The organism is Singulisphaera sp. GP187 (assembly GCF_900129635.1).
GTDB lineage: Bacteria > Planctomycetota > Planctomycetia > Isosphaerales > Isosphaeraceae > Singulisphaera.
In genome coordinates this window covers 1,852,825-1,869,145 of the sequence record NZ_FSRB01000001.1, presented here as the reverse complement: position 1 = coordinate 1,869,145, position 16,321 = coordinate 1,852,825, and the positions used below count along the sequence as shown (strand labels likewise).

Below are 16,321 nucleotides of genomic sequence, written 5' to 3'. Positions count from 1 at the left end.
CGAGTGGATTCCTCACCCTTTTTATTTGGTCTCGAGAGATACGGCGCTCCATGGAACTTCGGGACGCGTTAACCCAGATCTCCGAGATCCGGTTGCAGATGGCACGGACGGAGGTATTTCGTGGCATCCGTGCGATGCCGGTCGCCTTTTCGGGAGTACTCGCCCTGGCGACCGCCGGGTTTCAACTGGCCTGGATCCGCGACCCGAGCCAGGAATTGTCGGGGTACCTCGGGCTCTGGATTGGAGCGGCCGTGATCAGCGCGGTGGCGGCCGGGGCCGAGATGGTGATCCGGGTTCGCAACTCCGCCTCGCCCTGGACGCGCGAGATCACCTGGCTGGCGGTCGAGCAGTTTATCCCCTGCCTGGTCGCGGGTGGGCTCCTCACGTTTGTGTTGATCCGGTTCGCCCCCGAAGCCCTCTGGATGTTACCCGGACTGTGGCAAATCCTCTTCAGCCTGGGTGTTTTCGCCTCGTGCCGGCTCTTGCCTCGTGCCACGTTCGGGGTGGCCGTGTTCTACCTCGCCACTGGACTCGTGTGCCTGGCACTGGCACGCGGAGAGTACGCCTTGTCGCCTTGGGCCATGGGCCTCCCCTTCGGGGTCGGTCAACTCCTCGCGGCGGCCGTGCTCTATCGCACCCTGGAGTGTCGCGATGAGTAAAACAAAGGACGACGAGTCGTCAGGCCGCTTCGCTTATGAAGGCCTCGAACGCGTGTTTCATGAGAAGGCCCGGCTCGGGATCATGACCTCACTCGTGACTCATCCCAAGGGACTTGTGTTCGCCGACCTGAAAGAACTGTGTGCCCTGACGGACGGGAACCTCAGCCGGCACCTCCAAGTTCTGCATGAGGCGGGACTCCTCGAGGTCTGGAAAGGGTTCCAGCAGAATCGCCCCCAGACGCTGTGTCGACTCACCGAGGAAGGCCGGCGGCGCTTCCTCGATTACATCAATGTCCTGGAAAATGTGGTGGCCGACGCGCTGACCGCCGCCAAGACGGCACCCACACCGGCGAGCTCGCTCGCCGAAGGCTGGTTCCCCGCCTGAGACACCTCCGGGGAACCCGCGACGGAAGAATGCTGCTGGAAACTTTGCAATGCAAAGCTTTTGGTGATCGAGATTAGGGAGGCATCATGAAGATCGTACGAGCCGAAGTTATGGGGATGTGCTTTGGTGTTAGAGATGCGCTCAAGATTATTCAAAAGATTGCCGATCCGCAGTCGGTGACGATTCACGGGCAATTGGTTCACAACGAGACGGTGCTGGTCCAGCTCGATGCGAGCGGATTCGCCATGACCGACGAGAGCTCGCGCCAGGAGGTGCCGGAGACTCCGGTCGTGCTGATCACCGCGCACGGGGTCAGCGATCGCGAGCGGTCACGCCTGGCCGACGCCGGGAAACGCATCGTGGATACGACCTGTCCCCTGGTCACCCGGGTCCACCAGGCGGCTCTCAATTTACAGAAGCAGGGATATTTCGTGGTCCTGATCGGCCGCCGTGGACACGTTGAGGTCCAGGGAATTATCGAGGATCTCGAGCGGTTCGACGTCGTTTCGACCGAAGACGAGGTCAAACGGTATCCCGCCGATCGGCTCGGAATCATCTGTCAGACCACCGCCCCCGCGCGGACCGTCGAACGGATCCGCGAGGCGATCGCCCGACACAATCCGGACGCCGAGATCCGCTTCGTGGATACGGTCTGCTTGCCCACCAAGGAACATCAACGTTCCTTGGAACGGCTCATCGAACAGGTTGACGCCATGGTCGTCGTTGGCGGCAGCAACTCCAACAACACCCGCGAGCTCGCCAAGCTCTGCCAGGAACGTGGCATCCCCTCCATCCACGTTCAGGGGCCGAACGACCTCGACCCGGAGTGGCTCTCCCGGTTCGAGAACGTCGGCCTCACCGCCGGGACCTCGACGCTCGACTCGACCATCGACGAAGTCCATCAGGCAATGTTGCAGATGACGGTCAATGTTGAAGCTTGATCACCCTCGTGCTTAAGGAGAGTCGGATCGGCTCGTCGGGCCGTCGATAGCGGCCGATCCGGATGCCCAGGCCTTCGGTAGCGGAAGGCCTGGCAATCTTGTCGCACCGGTTGGTCGCGCGTCCTTCAGCGAGTGGTCTCGTTGGCGATCGAGGCACTTCCGATCCCTCCTCGGAAGCGCCTGGAGTCGACGGTTTAAGGTAGGGTTGGTTTCGGTTCCGAAGTGGGCGGGCTCTGACTCTCCTTGAGTTCAGTGAGCAACGCTTCAATTCCTGCTTTGGCGACGATGGCGTCCTGCTCTCCGGTCCCGCCACCAACTCCCACGCCCCCAATCACCTGACCATCGACGAGGACAGGGACCCCGCCGAAAAGCGTGGTGAGCTTGCCGCCGCTGGCCGCAGCCGCGTTCTGCAAGCTGATGTTGAGGAGCGGGTCGGGGGTGGTTGTCCCTCGAGGTGACGGGCCGGTCTCCTGCCGAAACGTGGCCGCGGTCGTGGCCTTGGTAATTGCGGTGTAACCGCTGGCGGGCCGCGCTCCATCCATCCGGGCGAAGGCGAGGAGATGGCCGCCATCGTCCACCACCGCAATATTCACCTTCAGGCCCAACTCGCTCGCCTTTGCTTCGGCCCCTTCAAGGATGCGTCGGGCACCCGAGAGGGCGAGCTTGACCTGATTTCGCACAACGAGTGAAGATCCAGGTTTGTTTGGATGACTCTTTGGCGAGGCGTCCGAGGGCTCCGGCGGAGCCAGCTCGGTATTCCGGACCTTGCGGAGCGCACGGTTCAGCGCGCGTACGCCCAGGGTCACCGCTTCCTCGGGTTTCCCCTTCCGAAGCCCTTCGATAAAGGCGTCGCGAATTCCCTTCCGTTCCGTCTCGCCAACGACGCTCTCGAACCGTTTCGCGACGCGTACCTCGATCTTCTTCTCACGCTTCGCGAGGAGGATGTAGACCCCATCCTCTTGGGGAGGGAGCTCCTTGCGGGCGACGGCTTCATCGATCGTTTTACCGTCGAGCGATTCCACCGTCTCAATCAGGACGGGGAGTTTCGCAAGTTTCGACTGCGTTTCTAGGTCCGCGTTCATGACAGACACGAGGAGCGGATCGAACATGTGCGCATTGTCGACGATATGGTTGAATTTCTCCGTCGACCCTGCGAGTGGCTCGTCACTCGCGGCGTGAAGTGGAGACGTCAGGAGGCTCAGAAGTCCCAGACTGAACATGAGCGCGAATTGCCCGGACCACCAACGCTTGACTCGCATCGAGAGAGAACTCCTGGTTTGTGACCGGAAATGAAACCACAAATGAGCCTCGATGAGCACGGCGCCCAAGGATCGACGGTCGAGGCTCAATGCGCGATTATTGCGTGAGGTGGCCGATCAACCACTTGAGAAGTGCCGGATCGTGATAAGCACGATCCCAACTATTGTGGGGGACGCCTCGGTATTCGGTTTCATTGACCTTGGCTCCCGCCTCGCGAAGCGCCTTGGTCATCGCTCGGCCATTGATCACGGTCTTGGGACCGTCGGCGTCGCCGACGAGGACCCAGACCGGAACGGATTTGAGTTTGGCGGCCGTCTCCAACGCGCCCTGTCCGCAGATGGGTACCACGGCGACGAATCGCTCGGGCTGAGCCGCGGCGAGGTCCCACGAGCCGGATCCGCCCATGGAGAGGCCGGTGAGGGCCACACGTTTCGGGTCGGCCTTGAAATTCTTCAGCACGTCGTCCAGGGCCGCGAGCGCTGCCTTGCTGTCCGCCGAATCGGCCTTCCAAGTCTTCTTCGCCTGAGGATAAACCGCGATGAACGGATAATCCTGTGGGCGACCGAACACGGCAGCTCCGAGGCCCACCTGGGCAGAGACAATTCCGTTGTCACCGCGCTCACCCGAACCATGCAAGAACAGAACGACCGGGAATTCCTTCGAGCCGTCGTAGCCTGGAGGGAACGAGACCGTGTATTTCCGTTCCCCATCGTCAGTCTTGACGGTCCGCAAGTGGAAACCGGGTTCAGCCGGGCGGCCGGCGGTCGGCTCGGGCAAGGCTTGAATCAGGATGTCTTTGAACTGAATCACCATCGGGCCACCGGCATGAATCTGAAGTCCGATCCGACCGGTACGCGCGATGGTCGCGTCGGGTTCTTCGTAGGAGACCGAAGTGATTCCGTTGAGCGTCAGCACGATCTTGCGACCGATGACGCGGAGGACGTAGTGATTCCAACCGGTCTTGTGCAGTCCCTCGATCGCCTTGTCCGACCCCTTGGCGAGGACCTTGTTCCGCCTCGACTCATCGTAGAGGCCCCCCCAGTAATTCTGGCCGATGTCCGCCTGATACCCTGACATTTCGTGGCCCGGGAGGCGGACGCTCCGGAACTGGACTCCACTGTTGCTTCCGTCGGCTCCGAGCAGCCGGAAGGAGAGTTTGAGGGTGAAGTCGCCATAAGACTTCTCGGTGGCAAGGAAGTCGTTATGCTTGATTCCAGGAGATGTTCCGACGAGCATGCCGTCGCGGGCCGACCAGAGCGCTGTGTCCCCTTCCCAACCGTTGAGGTCTTTGCCGTTGAACAGCGGCACAAATCCGGCCGTTTCGACGAGCCCGGGTTCTCCCCCGAGGATTTTGACCCAGCGGAGGACCGTTGTGGCGTAATAGGTGCCTCCCAGGTCACTCGCGCCACCAGGCACGGTCGAGTAGCTTCCATCATCCTTGCGGCACTGGTTGATGAAACCGCGAAGCGCATCAAGGTCGGGTGCCTCCTTGAGCATGAAGAAGGCCCGCATGATCCGGTAGGTGGCTTCGAGGTCCGAAGGCCCTTCCGCTTTCGACCAGGCGCCGTCGCTCTTCTGGCCGGCGCGTAACGCCGTCAGGACGGCTTCGCGGTTCTCAAGCTTGACCCCCATGCGGAGCAAGGCGACCGCGGCGCCTCCGGTGTCGCGGGCCTGACTGGCCCCGTTGCCGAAGGTGCCGTCCGGGTTGCGCATTTCCTCGACTTGCGAAATCCACTTCGCGAAGTCAGGTGCGGTTTTCTTGACCGACTCGAGGCCTGCGACCGCGATCCGGATCTCCTCGAAGTCCTTGACGTTCTTCGAGAAATAGGCGATCGCCGCGGTCGACGTCTCCTCGTCGGCGATCAAGAGCTCAGCGGCGGCCATCAAGCCGACCGCGGTCGTCCGAACGTCGGGCTTGCCACCCGGGGTCGGGGCGAAACCGCCGCTCTCGGCATCGCGACAGGACTTGACGTAGTTGATACATGCCAGGACGTCGGGGATCGAACCGCCGACGTTTTTCAAGATCCGAACGGCCGAGGAGGTCGAACCGAGGGTCGACGGACCTCCCGGCTTCGCGGCGAATCCCCCGTCGGGATTCTGAAACGCCTCCACGTATGAGGCCGTACGCGCGGGTTGTTCGGTCGATTGCGCCTGAGCGTTCGGCGCCACGACGATTGCCCAAGCGGCCAGACTCAAGAAGATCCGCTTCATTGGTGAAACTCCAACGACACCAAAATGGGTCCAGCCCTGCTCCATTCGGAACAGTCTGCCAGGACCAGGCGGCCCCGGCAACCGTAACCCGAACGAGTTCCCCAGGTTTGGCGGCGGAGTCTCGCCTTCAGTCAATCGGCGATTTGTTTATTCGTGATTGACCACGCGGCCGTCGCGAAGCTTGAGGATCCGGTCGGCCCAGGCGGCCACTTCCGGGCTGTGGGTCACGACGATGAGGGTCAGGGATCGCTCACGGCGCAGTCGGTCGAGCAGTTCAAGGACCTCAGTCTGACTGACGCTGTCGAGGTTGCCCGTCGGTTCGTCGGCCAGGATCAAGGTCGGCTCATTGGCGAGGGCACGAGCGATCGCGACGCGTTGCCGTTCGCCGACCGAGAGCCTGCTGGGCAGGTGGTTGCGTCGGTGCCCAAGTCCAACTTCTTCCAGGAGGCGAGCTGCACGCGCGGTACGCTCAAGGCGGGGCCAGGGGCCTTCGAACATTGGGACCTGCACATTTTCAACCGCGGTGAGCGTGGGCAGGAGGTGGAACGACTGGAAGATAAAGCCGATCCGCCGGGCGTGGAACGTATCGAGGTCGAGGTCGCGCAGCCGGTTCCCCTCGAAGTAGACTTCGCCCGAAGTTGGCTGGTCCAACCCGCCCAGCAGGTGGAGCAGCGTGCTCTTGCCGCACCCGCTCGGCCCGGTGATCGCGACCGACTCATGGTGGGCCACCGTGATCGAAACCCCACGCAACGCTTGGACGGCTCCGTCAGGGTAGACTCGTGTGAGTGCTTCGCCGCGAAGAAGCTCTTGATCGGTCCCGTCACTCATGGCGAAGCGCCTCGGTCGGTTGCATGGCTGCCCCCCTCAGGGCCGGGTAGACGCCGCCCAGCAAGCTCAGGCCGACGCCAAGCGCGAGGCCCACCGCAATCACGGCCGGAGGGAAGTCGGACGAGACGAAGCCGCTCGCTGTCGGCATCCGCGAAAGGATCTGGATTTCCGTATATCCAAGGAACACACCCACGACCGCACCCGCGACCCCCAACGCGAGGGCTTCGCCGAGGATGAGCGCCAGCACGCGTTTGCGACGCCAGCCCAGGGCCCGCAGCAAGCCGATCTCGACCGTCCGCTCGAAGACGGTCATCATCATCGTGTTGAGCACGCCGATCGAACCCAGGACCAGGGCGATCGCCGAGGTGGTCCAGGCCATCGCCTTGACCATCCGGATCCGGATATCGCCCTGAACGTAGTCACGCGATGGGACGGCCGCGATGCCCGGGATCGTCGTTTCGATTCGCTTACGAAGCGTCTCCAGAGAAGCGCGATCGTTGGGCGCGGCCATCACGACGAATCCGGTGACGTTGCCCTCGCGTCCCATCATCTTTTGAAGCACCCGTCGGGGGACGATCAAGCCGCCGTTCTCGAACAGGCTATCACTTTCAAAGATGCCGATAACTTGAAATTTTTCGCCGGCCACGTCGAGCGAGTCGCCAACCGATTTGCCCAGATTCAGGGCCAGGACTCGTCCCAGTACGGCCGCTCGACCATCGCCCGTGGCAAGTGCCCGACCTTTGAGGATCCGGATCCCTCGGAAAAGGATGCTGCCTGGCTCCCAGCCGTTGACCAGCACGCTGACCAGATTCGCATCCTCGAAGGAAACGACGTCCATGTACGAACCAGCCACCTCGCGCACTCCGGGGATCTGTTGCAGTTTCCCGGCGAGCGACTCGTCAAGACTACTGGTCAGCTTGTCGCTCACCCCCGCGCGGACCACCATCAGGTCGATTCCCTTGGCTTCGTTGATCGCGAGGAACGAGCGTTCGAAGCCCCAGGCGATCCCGAGCATGGCCACTACTGCCGCGATTCCAATCGACAGCCCAACGATCGTCAGGATGGTCCGGACGCCGCGACGGACAAGATTCTTGGCGATCAAGGTCGTGAAACGCATGGTGCTCCAGAAGAGATCGACTCCGCCTTCAGAATTCCAATTCAGGGGGCTTGCCCGACCATCACGTAACCTCCACCGCGCCAAATCACTTGATACTGGCTGTCCTTGAGGACGCGCTGGCCAATCTCGGCGATGTTGATGTGTCGGTTCCGCTCGACCAGGTCGGTGAACGCGTCGCCGAGGTTCATCAGCCGCGAGACCACCCAGCGGTCGATCGCCGGCATGCCTAGTTTGTGGCCGATCATCCGGTCGGTCAAGTTGGGCGACTCGTCCGAGATCACGATCGGAGCGCCCGGACGCGCGACCCGGACCATCTCGCGGAGTGAGGCTTCGGGATCATTGAAATGATTGAAGCCGCCAATGCTCAGGATCGCGTCGAACGAATGATCCTGGAACGGCAGGGTCTCCGCTTCGCCGAGGATCAATCGCAGGTCACGACCGGCGTTGCGACGCTGGCAGGCCGCAAGCTGGCTGGTGGAAACGTCGATCCCGACCACGTTCCAGTCACGCGGAAGCCAGGAATGGTAGACGCCGTCGCCGATGGCAACGTCGAGAAGTCTCAGGCCGTCCTGCTGGGGAAGGTGCTTCAAGATGACGTTGCGGGAGCGTCGTTCGCCTCCGTTACAGACGAAGAAGAACCACTCCCAGAACCGGAATTTGGGCCAGAGAGAGCTGTTGTAAAAGTCGCGTGCGATCAGGTTGTCGGCCGTCGGCTCGTCCTTCACGACGAGGATCCCGTCGCGAATTGGCAAGACTCGGCCGCACCCCGCGCAGGCCAAGCCGGCCGCATCGGGAACGAACGAGCCACCGCAGTCCGGGCAACGCAGCGGATTGGGGGCCATTTTCCAATCGGCTGTCGGGTTCGGCGTCGTCACCGACATAACGCAGGTCCTCTCCGGGGATCATCGGGATTCACCAAACAATATCCAAGGCGGTTCCAGATCGGAAAGCGACGATGTCCCGGGAAAACGTCGCGTGCCAGGGCGTTGATGTCAACTCGGCAATTCAAGACCATGGCGATGAAGTCGGCATCGAGGCCCATCAGCCGCAGTCCCCAACGGTCGATCGCCTCGATGCCGAGCGCGTGGCCGGGGGCCAAGCGATACAACTCGGGATTCTCATCGGCGACGATGACGGGCGCCTCGGGCCGAGCGACCCGCCGCATCTCGCGGAGCGCTTGGGCCTGATCGCGGAAGTAGTTGAATCCGCCGATCGTATAGACGGCGTCGAACGATCGATCGGCGAACGGAAGCGACTCCCCCTCGGCCCAGACCAGACGCTTCGACATCTCGGGATAGCGGTTGCGGCAGGCAACCAGTTGGGTCCGGGCGATATCGACGCCGTAAACTTCCCAAGCCGGAGGGAGCAACGGCAGGTTTTCGCCGTCGCCGATGCCAACTTCGAGGACGCGGGCCCGCGCTCGCTGGGGGAGATGGCGGAGAATCTGCCGTCTCGCTACCCGTGGCCCAGGGCCCTGGAACCAGAGAAAGAGCTGTTCCCACGGCCGAAATCGTTGCCAGTTCGGTCCGTCATAAAAATGGGCCGCGGTGCGATTGGTGCCGGTGAGCGGCCCGATCGCATGGAGGATTCCCTCCACCTCGGGATATGCACGACCACACGACGCGCAGGTATGGCACCCTTCGAGCCGGTGCCCACAGGAAAGGCAGCACGCCAGCTCGAGGGCGGAGGGGATGGTTCCGGTGTTGATCTTGAGGGCCTCGGGCACGGCTGACCTGACTGGTTAGAACTCGCTCGTCAATGCCCGCGGGCCCGCGCGATCCATCACCCAGTCGAAGAGCCGACAGGGCAATCGGCGGAGAATTTCCATGCCGATCGCGGTCCCGAGTGGAAAGGTGTAGTCACGTGGCCGGCGGACGATTGCCCGGACGAGATAGGCGGCCGCTTGTTCGGCCTCGAGCATCGGCACGGGACGTCGAAACCGGGTGTCGAGCGTCATTCCGGTTCGGACGAAGCCGGGATAGACCGTCGTGATCGTCACCCCGCGTCGCTTGAGCGCGGGACGCAACGCTTCGAGATACGTGGTGAGGGCGGCCTTGGAAGCCGAGTAGCCGGGCATCCAAGGCATGCCGCGGTAACCGGCCACGCTCGAGATCCCCACAATATGCCCGGCCTGACGCGCGTACATCCCTGGCAAGACGGCGTCGATCGAGTGGGCGACCCCCACGACGTTCACCTCGAGCATCTGGCGAAACCCCTCGACATCCAGGTCGAGGGAATTCGAGGTGGTTCCGACGCCGGCGCAGGCGACCAGGATCTCCGTCGGACCGAGCCGCTCTTCCAGGCTCGCCACGGCCTGCTTCAGGCTCGCGGGGTCACGCACGTCGACCTGGGCCGTCGCGACCATGGCCTGATCCTTGAGCTCCGACGCGAGCTCGGCCAACGGTTCGCCGTGCCGGTCCATCAGACCGAGTCGAAAGCCGCGCGTGGCCAAGGCCTTGGCGGTGGCGCGACCGATCCCTTGAGCGGCCCCCGTCAACAGAACCACCTGACCGCCTTTCTTACCCACGTTTTGACTTGCTTTCATGATCTCATCTCGTTCCGCAAGTAGGCTGGGACGATTCCGAGACCGATCCGTCGGGTCCGGACGAGGAGGACGCTCCCGGCAAAGTTTCGATGAAGCCGCGGAGTAGCGAAAGAAACGCGGTCGGGTTCTCTTCAGGGGCGCGATGCTTGGCGGCCGGAACGATCTCACTCCGACAGTTCGGCAGATGCTCCACAAGATACTGCGCGGTGGCGAGGAACGGAGAGAATTCACCGTAGAGCGCCAGCGAAGGGACCGCGACGCTCGCGATCAGATCCGCTGTTAAACCGGCTTCGACCTTGGTGTCGTCACCGCAGGTGGTCCCGCCCAGGCGTAGCAGTCGATTGAGGGCGGGGAGCCCGACCTCGCGGCGGAACTGGAGCAGGCGGTCGCCTTCGAGGTCGACAATCTGGTCGAAGAATCGCCCGAGGTCGTACCAATGTTCATCGGAGAGCTCGACCCCCGCGCGCCTCGCTTCGTCACAGAACGATTGCCAATGCCCCCAGCGGCTTACATCTTCGAGGTGGCGGAGGGCCGGGAAGTAGGGGTCGGAGAGCACCATCGCATCAACCCGCTCGGGTGCGATCACCGCCGCATGGAGCGCGATCACACCTCCAAAACTGTGGCCGACCAACGTGGCGCGCTCAATCCCACGGTCATCCATCAGGGCGAACAGATCGGCCGCGTGATCGGCCGAGGTGTAATCACGGGGCGGCGCATCCGTGTACCCGTGGCCCCGGAGGTCATAAGCCGTCACGCGGCGTGCCGCGCTCAGCGTCTGAATGGCCTGGCAGAGATACCAGATCGACAGGTCGCCGGTCACGCCGTGAATCAGGACCACGTCGGGACCTTCGCCCGCCTGCTGGTAATGAAACCGAAGCCCGCTCAGTGTGGAAAATGGCATGAGACCGCCTCAAGAGATTCGCCAGGCCAACTGCGTGCTCAGAACGAGATCAAAATGACAACTTCCGGACCGGAATGCGCCTGCGGTCTGGGTGCTGTTGGATTCCGTTGCACGCGATACCCGTGCGCGCAACAGTTCAGGCATTCTGAGAGTTGCTTGCGGAGTCGTTCCCACCCGCCAGATGTTTGGAAAGGAAATCGATCAGTTCGCCGATCCTCAGGTCGCGATCGGTTCTTTGGCCGAGTTCGGCCATCAAGTCGCCGAACGGAAGCGGTCGACCATAGTGGTCCTGAAGCTTTTCGCCGAGGACGACGGCATCGATCGAAGCGAGTCCCAGGTCCGCAAAGAACCGGGTCTCGGGACCGATCGCGTCTGAATACTCGCGCCCCTCGAAATTGCTGAGGATCTTGGCGACGTCGGTCTCGATCGAGGCTTGGGTCGGCTGGCTCATCGCTGTCTTTTCTCCGGATCGGTTCCTTGATCGTCACGTCATAAACAGGCCAGCTTGATCGGCGATCACGAGGGTCGGTCTCCGACCGTCCAGGCCCAGACATAATCTTTTGTCCGTGCCGTTACGACGCGAATGGCCGGGGGTTGCCACTGGGCGCGATTCGTCGTTGTGGTGTTGGAACGGAGCGTCAAAAAGACCTCCCCCGACGACTCATCGACGCGGGACACGTCAAAGTCACACCAGGTTTCCGCTCGGGAGAGGCCGAGGGAATTCCGCAATGCGTTCTTGGCGCAGACCAGTCGCGCCTTCCATTCGCTTTGTCGGACATCTTCATTCGTGATTCGGTCGAGAGCGGGTGACTCGGCGTCAGATGCGCTTTCCTCGAGTGCCTGGATGGCGATTCCCGGTCGTGACTCGGGGTCGAGCACCGCCAGGGCCACGGCCACGCCCTCCGTCTGCGCCATGGCGACGACCGGCCGATCGATGCGTGCGGGGTCGCCCAGAAAGCGGATCGAATGTCCGCCGTGGGGATCGGTTTCGATGGTGAGATCGGCCGGGTACACGGGGGGCTCGCCACGGTCGAGGAGCAGACGCTGGGTCGCTTCCTTGGCCGCCACTCGACCCCAGAGGTTAAGTGTTGCCTCAAGGTCGGAGCGCCGTTCGTCGAGGCTGGCCTCACGCTCCTCCGATCCGAATTGCACCCACTCGAGAACGTCCCGCCAGATTGGCCGGCCGAAATCGATCGGTGGCTCGAGCCAGACGGCCTGGGTCGCTCGTCCTGCTTCGAGGGAGAGACCCGGGAGCGACAATGGTTCTCCGATGAACCAACGGTTCGGCTGTCGGAAGTGGTCGCGACAGCGGACCGGCCAGTAGAACCGCCAGTCTTCCCAACCGTTGATTCGCATCCAGACTCGGCCGTTGGCGGCGGCGATATCGGCATCGACCCGGACCAGGTGTCGCGACTGCTCGCGAATCGCGATCTGACAGGAGACCTCCGCCCCCTCGGGCGGGTCGGTGCCGAAGAACGCGATTTCCGAGACCCGGAGCGGGAAAATCACATGGCCTTCGTCCAGTTGATCCATCCCCCAGCACCCGAGCAACTGGGTAAACGCATCAAGCACGATCGGATCGGTGCGAAACGCCGGTGGCTCCGAGTCGCGGAGGAGTCCGCGGAGCGGCAAGACCCGCAACGTCCCTTCGATGCCCCAGGGCGCTGACCGGCCGAGCCCGACGATTGCCTGCATCGCCGGTCCGTGGAACAGCCATTGATCGACGTAGATATCTTCGGCCTTGAATCGGCACTCGCGGGCTGACTCAAGTGCGAGCGGTGGAGCGGTCGGGCCTTGGGGGCGAGCGTCGCCGAAGACCACGCGTCCCTCGACGACCTTCTCTTCGGCACCCGTGCGTTGGGTGGTCACCGTCCCTTTGTTCGTGATAACGACCCGGACTTCGTTGGGAGTGGCGAGGTCGCGCCAGGCCCGAAGCTCGAGCAGCACCGGCTCCGCCTCGTAGCGGATCCACTTCAGCGCCAGGACGTCGCGCAGTGCGATGACCACCGCCTCCGGCACGAGCACGCCGGCCGCTTGAGCCAACATCTCGGCCATGACCGTGAACGGGACGACGGGCAAGCCGTTTCGGGTGGGGTCGAGCGCGGAGATGTGCCGACCGCCCAGCGTATGGTGCTCGGCCACCGGGTCGCCCTGGACGTCGAGCCAGCGCAACGAGACCAACTCACGGCCTGGTTCCAACCGTTCGATCGTGCCGAGCCAAGCTCCAGGCGCGGAGGGTTCTGGCCGAGGGTCCGGGGATGGACCCGCCACGTCGGCTTCCGCTTGCTCCGGGCCGCGAGGCGTGATGTAGGCCCCCATCACCTGCCGCTGGGTCTCGAGAAACGCATCCATTGTGCGGAGATGCTCGAGGATCATCGCGTCATGAAGCGTAGATGGAAGCGGGTCGCCTGCTCCATTCGACTCCTGAAAAGTCTTCGCATGGCCATTGGTGTAGGGCTGGGTTAGGAGGAGCGGTTCGTGCTTGGCAGGCTCGGCCCCGGTGGTGGCGGAAGCCGCTGCGCTGGCGCGATCCCGAAGCTGAGTCACGAGACCCGGAGAGAGGCGGAGCTCGGGAAAACCGACCGCGAGTGCGGGGAGCGGCGGAGTCACCGGCAAGTCGCGATCGAGGTCGACCCAGACCGGTTGACGTCGCTCATAGAGCCGGTTGGTCCGCAGTGGGACCCCCTGGGCGTAGAGCGAGGCCACGAGATGGTTCAGTTGGGTCAGGCCCGACCGTCTCGGGAGATTGGCGGCCACCGCGAAGTGGGGCCGGTCACGGAGGATATCGTCGACGAATCCGGTCAGGTTGCCTCGGGCCCCGACTTCGACAAACGTGCGGATTCCATCTCGATACATCGCCTCGATCGTCGCACGGAATGCGACCGGCAGGGCCCACTGGTCGACGGCCACCTGTCGAATTTGCTCGACGTCGCCGGACAACCGGCGGGCGACCGCACACGAGTAGACGTCTACCTTGGGACGGGAGAGCGGCAGATCCTTGAAGAAGGCGCGGACGGGCTCGATCGCGGTCGAGAAGGCCGCCGTATGGTAGGCGCGATCGAACGGCAAGTCCTCACAAATCAGACCGAGCCCGCGCAGGCGGACCACGACGCGCTCGACAATTTCGGGCGCCCCGGCCAGGACGACCTGATGCGGGCAGTTATCGATGGCGATGCACGTTCCGGGGCCCACCTCGTTGGCGACTCGTTCCACCTTTTCGCGGTCCGCCGCGATGGCGACGAGCCGGGCCGTCGGCACGCGTCCCGACTCCTCGAGCCGCTCGAAGACCCGCCCCAACTCTCCCAGCGAGTTCTCCAGTTCGTGGTCGACACTCAGTGAACCCGCCGCAGCCAGAGCGAGGAACTCGCCACTACTGTGACCGAGTACCGCGTGAGGACGGAGGCCGAGGCCCGCCAGGAGCTGGTGCAATGCCCACTGCGCGGAGAGGACCACGTTGGTGGCCATGCCAACCGACCAGAGGCGATCGCCCTCCGGTCCCCCCCGAACAGGACTTCGCTTGGTAACTTGCCGAATTCTCGTTCGCGGGCGATCCGATCGGCCGTATCGAACAGGGTGCGAACTTCGGGGAAATGGGGGCAGAGGTCGGCCAGCATCCCGGGATATTGCGAGCCTTCGCCCGGGAAGAGAAAAGCCAGGGTTTCCGACCCCGTGGAAGGCTTGTCCCAGAAGTAGGTCCCTCGAGCATCCCGAATCGAGAGGCATTTCGGGTCCGAGATTCGCGTCACGACCGCTTGCAGACGTTCCTGGAGCTCGGCCGGCGACTTCACCACCAGCCCCACGCGATACGGCCCGGCCCGATCCCCTTGATTCAGCGTGAATGCGAGGTCTTTCAGGGAAAGGGCCAGGTTCCCATCACGGCTGAGCCACGCGATGAGTCCATTCGCGCGGGCGATCCAGGTCCCGCGATCGGCCGCGCCCAGGAGGATCGCTTCGGTCTCCCAACGCGCCTGGGGACCGGGGTTGGTTCCGTCGGCCGAGGGACTGTGCTCCTCAAGGACTGCATGAGCACTGATCCCGGCGAAGCCGAACGCGTTGACTCCGGCCCGTCGCGGTTGGTCGCGATCGCCATGGATCCAAGGCCGCCTGATCCCACTCATCGTAAACGAACTGGCGTCACCGGCCAGCAAGGGATGGGGGGCGTCGCTCCCTGGCGTGGGGAGGAGGACCCGGTTGTGGAGCGCGAGTGCGGTCTTGATCAGGGCGGCGATCCCGGCGGCGGGCATGGCGTGCCCGATCAGTGCGGAGACACTCCCGAGGCTGCGACGGCCCCAGTGACTCCGCGGAAAGACGGCATTCAAAGCCCGCAATTCCGCGCGGTCGGAGGCCGGCACGCCGAGACCATGGCCTTCGACCAGACCGATCGTTGCGGGATCGACCCGGGCTTGTTTGTACGCGCGGCGGATCGCACGGGCATGCCCACGGGCGCTGGGGGTCGCCAGGCCGGTCCGACGCCCGTCGCTTGCCAGACCGACCCCTTTCAAGACGGCGTAAATCCGGTTCCCGTCTCGCTCGGCATCCGCAAGCCGCTTGAGCACCACCACTCCGACCCCTTCACCGGGGAGGGTGCCGTCCGCATCGCTGGCGAACGGCCGGGCTCGGCCGTTCCGCGAGAGCGCTCCCAACTGGCAAAAGACCATCGGGAAGTCGACGTCGACGGCCAGATAGACGCCGCCGACCAGTGCCAGGTCGGCCCGCTTCTCGACCAGGGCCCGCGCGCCCAGGTCGAGCGCGACGAGTGAGGAGGCGCTGGCGGCGTCGACCACGTAGCTGGCGCCCGTCAGGTTGAGTCGATTGGCGATCCGACCGGCCGTCGCGTTGGTGAGTTGCCCCGTGATCGTGGCGGGGCCGAATGGAGGGAGACTCGACTTCAGGTCGGTGCGAACCGCTTCGAAGGTCGCCTCGTCCCAGTCGGGATGAAGTTCTCGAAGTAGTGCCAGAGTCTGGGCCACGATCCGGCCATGCTGGAGCCGCGTCAGATTCCCGCGATTGAAATAGTTCCCCCGGCCAATGACGACTTCGACCCGCCTGGTGTCGGGCACGCCGTCGCTCATTCCCGCGTCCGTCAGCGCTTCTCGGGCGGCGTCGAGGACGAGGTATTGTTCGGGCTCACCGCCGGCAACGGCCAAGGGCATGACCCCGTGACGCGACGGGTCGAATTCGATCGGCGCGTCGAGGTAGCCTCCGCGTTGGCAGTAGACCCGATCGTTGGAGTCGGAGCCCGGATCGAAGAAGACGGCGGGGTCCCACCGATCCGCCGGGACGTCACTCGTGCAGTCCCGCGCCTCCAGGAGATTTTCCCAGAAGGAAGCCAGGTCGCGCGCTCCGGGGAATCGACAGGCCATGCCGATGATTGCGATGTCGAGCGAACGGCCAGGCTTCATGGAAGGAAAAGTCTCGACAACGAGTGATGAGGGAAAACCGACCCAAGGCTCGAGCGACGCTCTGGACCTAAA

14 protein-coding genes are annotated in these 16,321 nt (G+C 63.6%); 3 read left to right on the top strand and 11 right to left on the bottom strand.

Annotated elements, in window-relative coordinates; genetic code table 11:
- Nucleotides 1-50: 50 nt before the first annotated feature.
- From BUS42_RS07410 to ispH, 3 genes are all read left to right on the top strand, one after another.
- Nucleotides 51-659: a hypothetical protein gene (locus tag BUS42_RS07410; protein WP_074306368.1), complete on the top strand. Its 609-nt coding sequence runs from the start codon at nucleotides 51-53 to the stop codon at nucleotides 657-659.
- Nucleotides 652-1,044: a transcriptional regulator gene (locus tag BUS42_RS07405; RefSeq protein ID WP_074306367.1), complete on the top strand. Its 393-nt coding sequence runs from the start codon at nucleotides 652-654 to the stop codon at nucleotides 1,042-1,044. Before BUS42_RS07410 ends, BUS42_RS07405 begins: the two co-directional genes overlap by 8 nt.
- Before the next feature lie 86 nt (nucleotides 1,045-1,130).
- Complete coding sequence (gene ispH, locus BUS42_RS07400) at nucleotides 1,131-1,985, top strand: 4-hydroxy-3-methylbut-2-enyl diphosphate reductase (RefSeq protein ID WP_074306366.1); 855 nt, start codon at nucleotides 1,131-1,133, stop codon at nucleotides 1,983-1,985.
- A 194-nt stretch (nucleotides 1,986-2,179) separates the two neighbouring features.
- Here ispH and BUS42_RS07395 read toward each other — a convergent pair whose 3' ends face one another.
- The 11 genes from BUS42_RS07395 to BUS42_RS44860 all read right to left on the bottom strand — a co-directional run bounded on the left by BUS42_RS07395 (nucleotide 2,180) and on the right by BUS42_RS44860 (nucleotide 16,249).
- Complete coding sequence (locus BUS42_RS07395) at nucleotides 2,180-3,244, bottom strand: heme-binding protein (protein WP_074306365.1); 1,065 nt, start codon at nucleotides 3,242-3,244, stop codon at nucleotides 2,180-2,182.
- 97 nt (nucleotides 3,245-3,341) lie between these two features.
- Nucleotides 3,342-5,456 (bottom strand): 3-keto-alpha-glucoside-1,2-lyase-like domain-containing protein, encoded by a 2,115-nt coding sequence (locus BUS42_RS07390; RefSeq protein ID WP_074306364.1) that lies wholly within the window; start codon nucleotides 5,454-5,456, stop codon nucleotides 3,342-3,344.
- Between the two features lie 147 nt (nucleotides 5,457-5,603).
- Complete coding sequence (locus BUS42_RS07385) at nucleotides 5,604-6,284, bottom strand: ABC transporter ATP-binding protein (RefSeq protein WP_074306363.1); 681 nt, start codon at nucleotides 6,282-6,284, stop codon at nucleotides 5,604-5,606.
- Nucleotides 6,277-7,401 carry an ABC transporter permease gene (locus tag BUS42_RS07380; RefSeq protein WP_074306362.1) on the bottom strand — a complete coding sequence of 375 codons (1,125 nt, stop codon included), beginning with the start codon at nucleotides 7,399-7,401 and terminating at the stop codon, nucleotides 6,277-6,279. Before BUS42_RS07380 ends, BUS42_RS07385 begins: the two co-directional genes overlap by 8 nt.
- Nucleotides 7,402-7,442: 41 nt before the next feature.
- On the bottom strand, nucleotides 7,443-8,282 hold the full coding sequence (locus BUS42_RS07375; RefSeq protein WP_074306361.1) for a methyltransferase domain-containing protein: 840 nt from the start codon (nucleotides 8,280-8,282) through the stop codon (nucleotides 7,443-7,445).
- Nucleotides 8,273-9,127 carry a class I SAM-dependent methyltransferase gene (locus BUS42_RS07370; protein ID WP_074306360.1) on the bottom strand — a complete coding sequence of 285 codons (855 nt, stop codon included), beginning with the start codon at nucleotides 9,125-9,127 and terminating at the stop codon, nucleotides 8,273-8,275. Before BUS42_RS07370 ends, BUS42_RS07375 begins: the two co-directional genes overlap by 10 nt.
- A 15-nt stretch (nucleotides 9,128-9,142) precedes the next feature.
- The gene (locus BUS42_RS07365; RefSeq protein WP_074306359.1) at nucleotides 9,143-9,946 is read right to left on the bottom strand and encodes an SDR family NAD(P)-dependent oxidoreductase; all 804 of its coding nucleotides are present in this window, start codon (nucleotides 9,944-9,946) and stop codon (nucleotides 9,143-9,145) included.
- 4 nt (nucleotides 9,947-9,950) lie between these two features.
- Complete coding sequence (locus BUS42_RS07360; RefSeq protein ID WP_074306358.1) at nucleotides 9,951-10,847, bottom strand: alpha/beta fold hydrolase; 897 nt, start codon at nucleotides 10,845-10,847, stop codon at nucleotides 9,951-9,953.
- 136 nt (nucleotides 10,848-10,983) lie between these two features.
- Nucleotides 10,984-11,298, bottom strand: a complete 315-nt coding sequence (locus tag BUS42_RS07355) for an acyl carrier protein (RefSeq protein ID WP_074306357.1) — start codon at nucleotides 11,296-11,298, stop codon at nucleotides 10,984-10,986.
- 65 nt (nucleotides 11,299-11,363) lie between these two features.
- Nucleotides 11,364-14,276: an acyltransferase domain-containing protein gene (locus BUS42_RS44865; protein ID WP_254053732.1), complete on the bottom strand. Its 2,913-nt coding sequence runs from the start codon at nucleotides 14,274-14,276 to the stop codon at nucleotides 11,364-11,366.
- Nucleotides 14,180-16,249: a beta-ketoacyl synthase N-terminal-like domain-containing protein gene (locus tag BUS42_RS44860; RefSeq protein WP_254053360.1), complete on the bottom strand. Its 2,070-nt coding sequence runs from the start codon at nucleotides 16,247-16,249 to the stop codon at nucleotides 14,180-14,182. The genes BUS42_RS44865 and BUS42_RS44860 overlap by 97 nt, the downstream gene beginning before the upstream one ends.
- Between the last annotated feature and the right edge of the window lie 72 nt (nucleotides 16,250-16,321).

Bases quoted from the DNA above. Each gene is read 5' to 3' on its own strand.
- BUS42_RS07385 (WP_074306363.1), bottom strand. From the start codon at position 6,284: ATGAGTGACGGGACCGATCAAGAGCTTCTTCGCGGCGAAGCACTCACA.
- BUS42_RS07375 (WP_074306361.1), bottom strand. From the start codon at position 8,282: ATGTCGGTGACGACGCCGAACCCGACAGCCGATTGGAAAATGGCCCCC.
- ispH (WP_074306366.1), top strand. From the start codon at position 1,131: ATGAAGATCGTACGAGCCGAAGTTATGGGGATGTGCTTTGGTGTTAGA.
- BUS42_RS07355 (WP_074306357.1), bottom strand. From the start codon at position 11,298: ATGAGCCAGCCGACCCAAGCCTCGATCGAGACCGACGTCGCCAAGATC.
- BUS42_RS07360 (WP_074306358.1), bottom strand. From the start codon at position 10,847: ATGCCATTTTCCACACTGAGCGGGCTTCGGTTTCATTACCAGCAGGCG.
- BUS42_RS07365 (WP_074306359.1), bottom strand. From the start codon at position 9,946: ATGAAAGCAAGTCAAAACGTGGGTAAGAAAGGCGGTCAGGTGGTTCTG.
- BUS42_RS07410 (WP_074306368.1), top strand. From the start codon at position 51: ATGGAACTTCGGGACGCGTTAACCCAGATCTCCGAGATCCGGTTGCAG.
- BUS42_RS07390 (WP_074306364.1), bottom strand. From the start codon at position 5,456: ATGAAGCGGATCTTCTTGAGTCTGGCCGCTTGGGCAATCGTCGTGGCG.
- BUS42_RS07405 (WP_074306367.1), top strand. From the start codon at position 652: ATGAGTAAAACAAAGGACGACGAGTCGTCAGGCCGCTTCGCTTATGAA.
- BUS42_RS07380 (WP_074306362.1), bottom strand. From the start codon at position 7,401: ATGCGTTTCACGACCTTGATCGCCAAGAATCTTGTCCGTCGCGGCGTC.
- BUS42_RS07395 (WP_074306365.1), bottom strand. From the start codon at position 3,244: ATGCGAGTCAAGCGTTGGTGGTCCGGGCAATTCGCGCTCATGTTCAGT.
- BUS42_RS44860 (WP_254053360.1), bottom strand. From the start codon at position 16,249: ATGAAGCCTGGCCGTTCGCTCGACATCGCAATCATCGGCATGGCCTGT.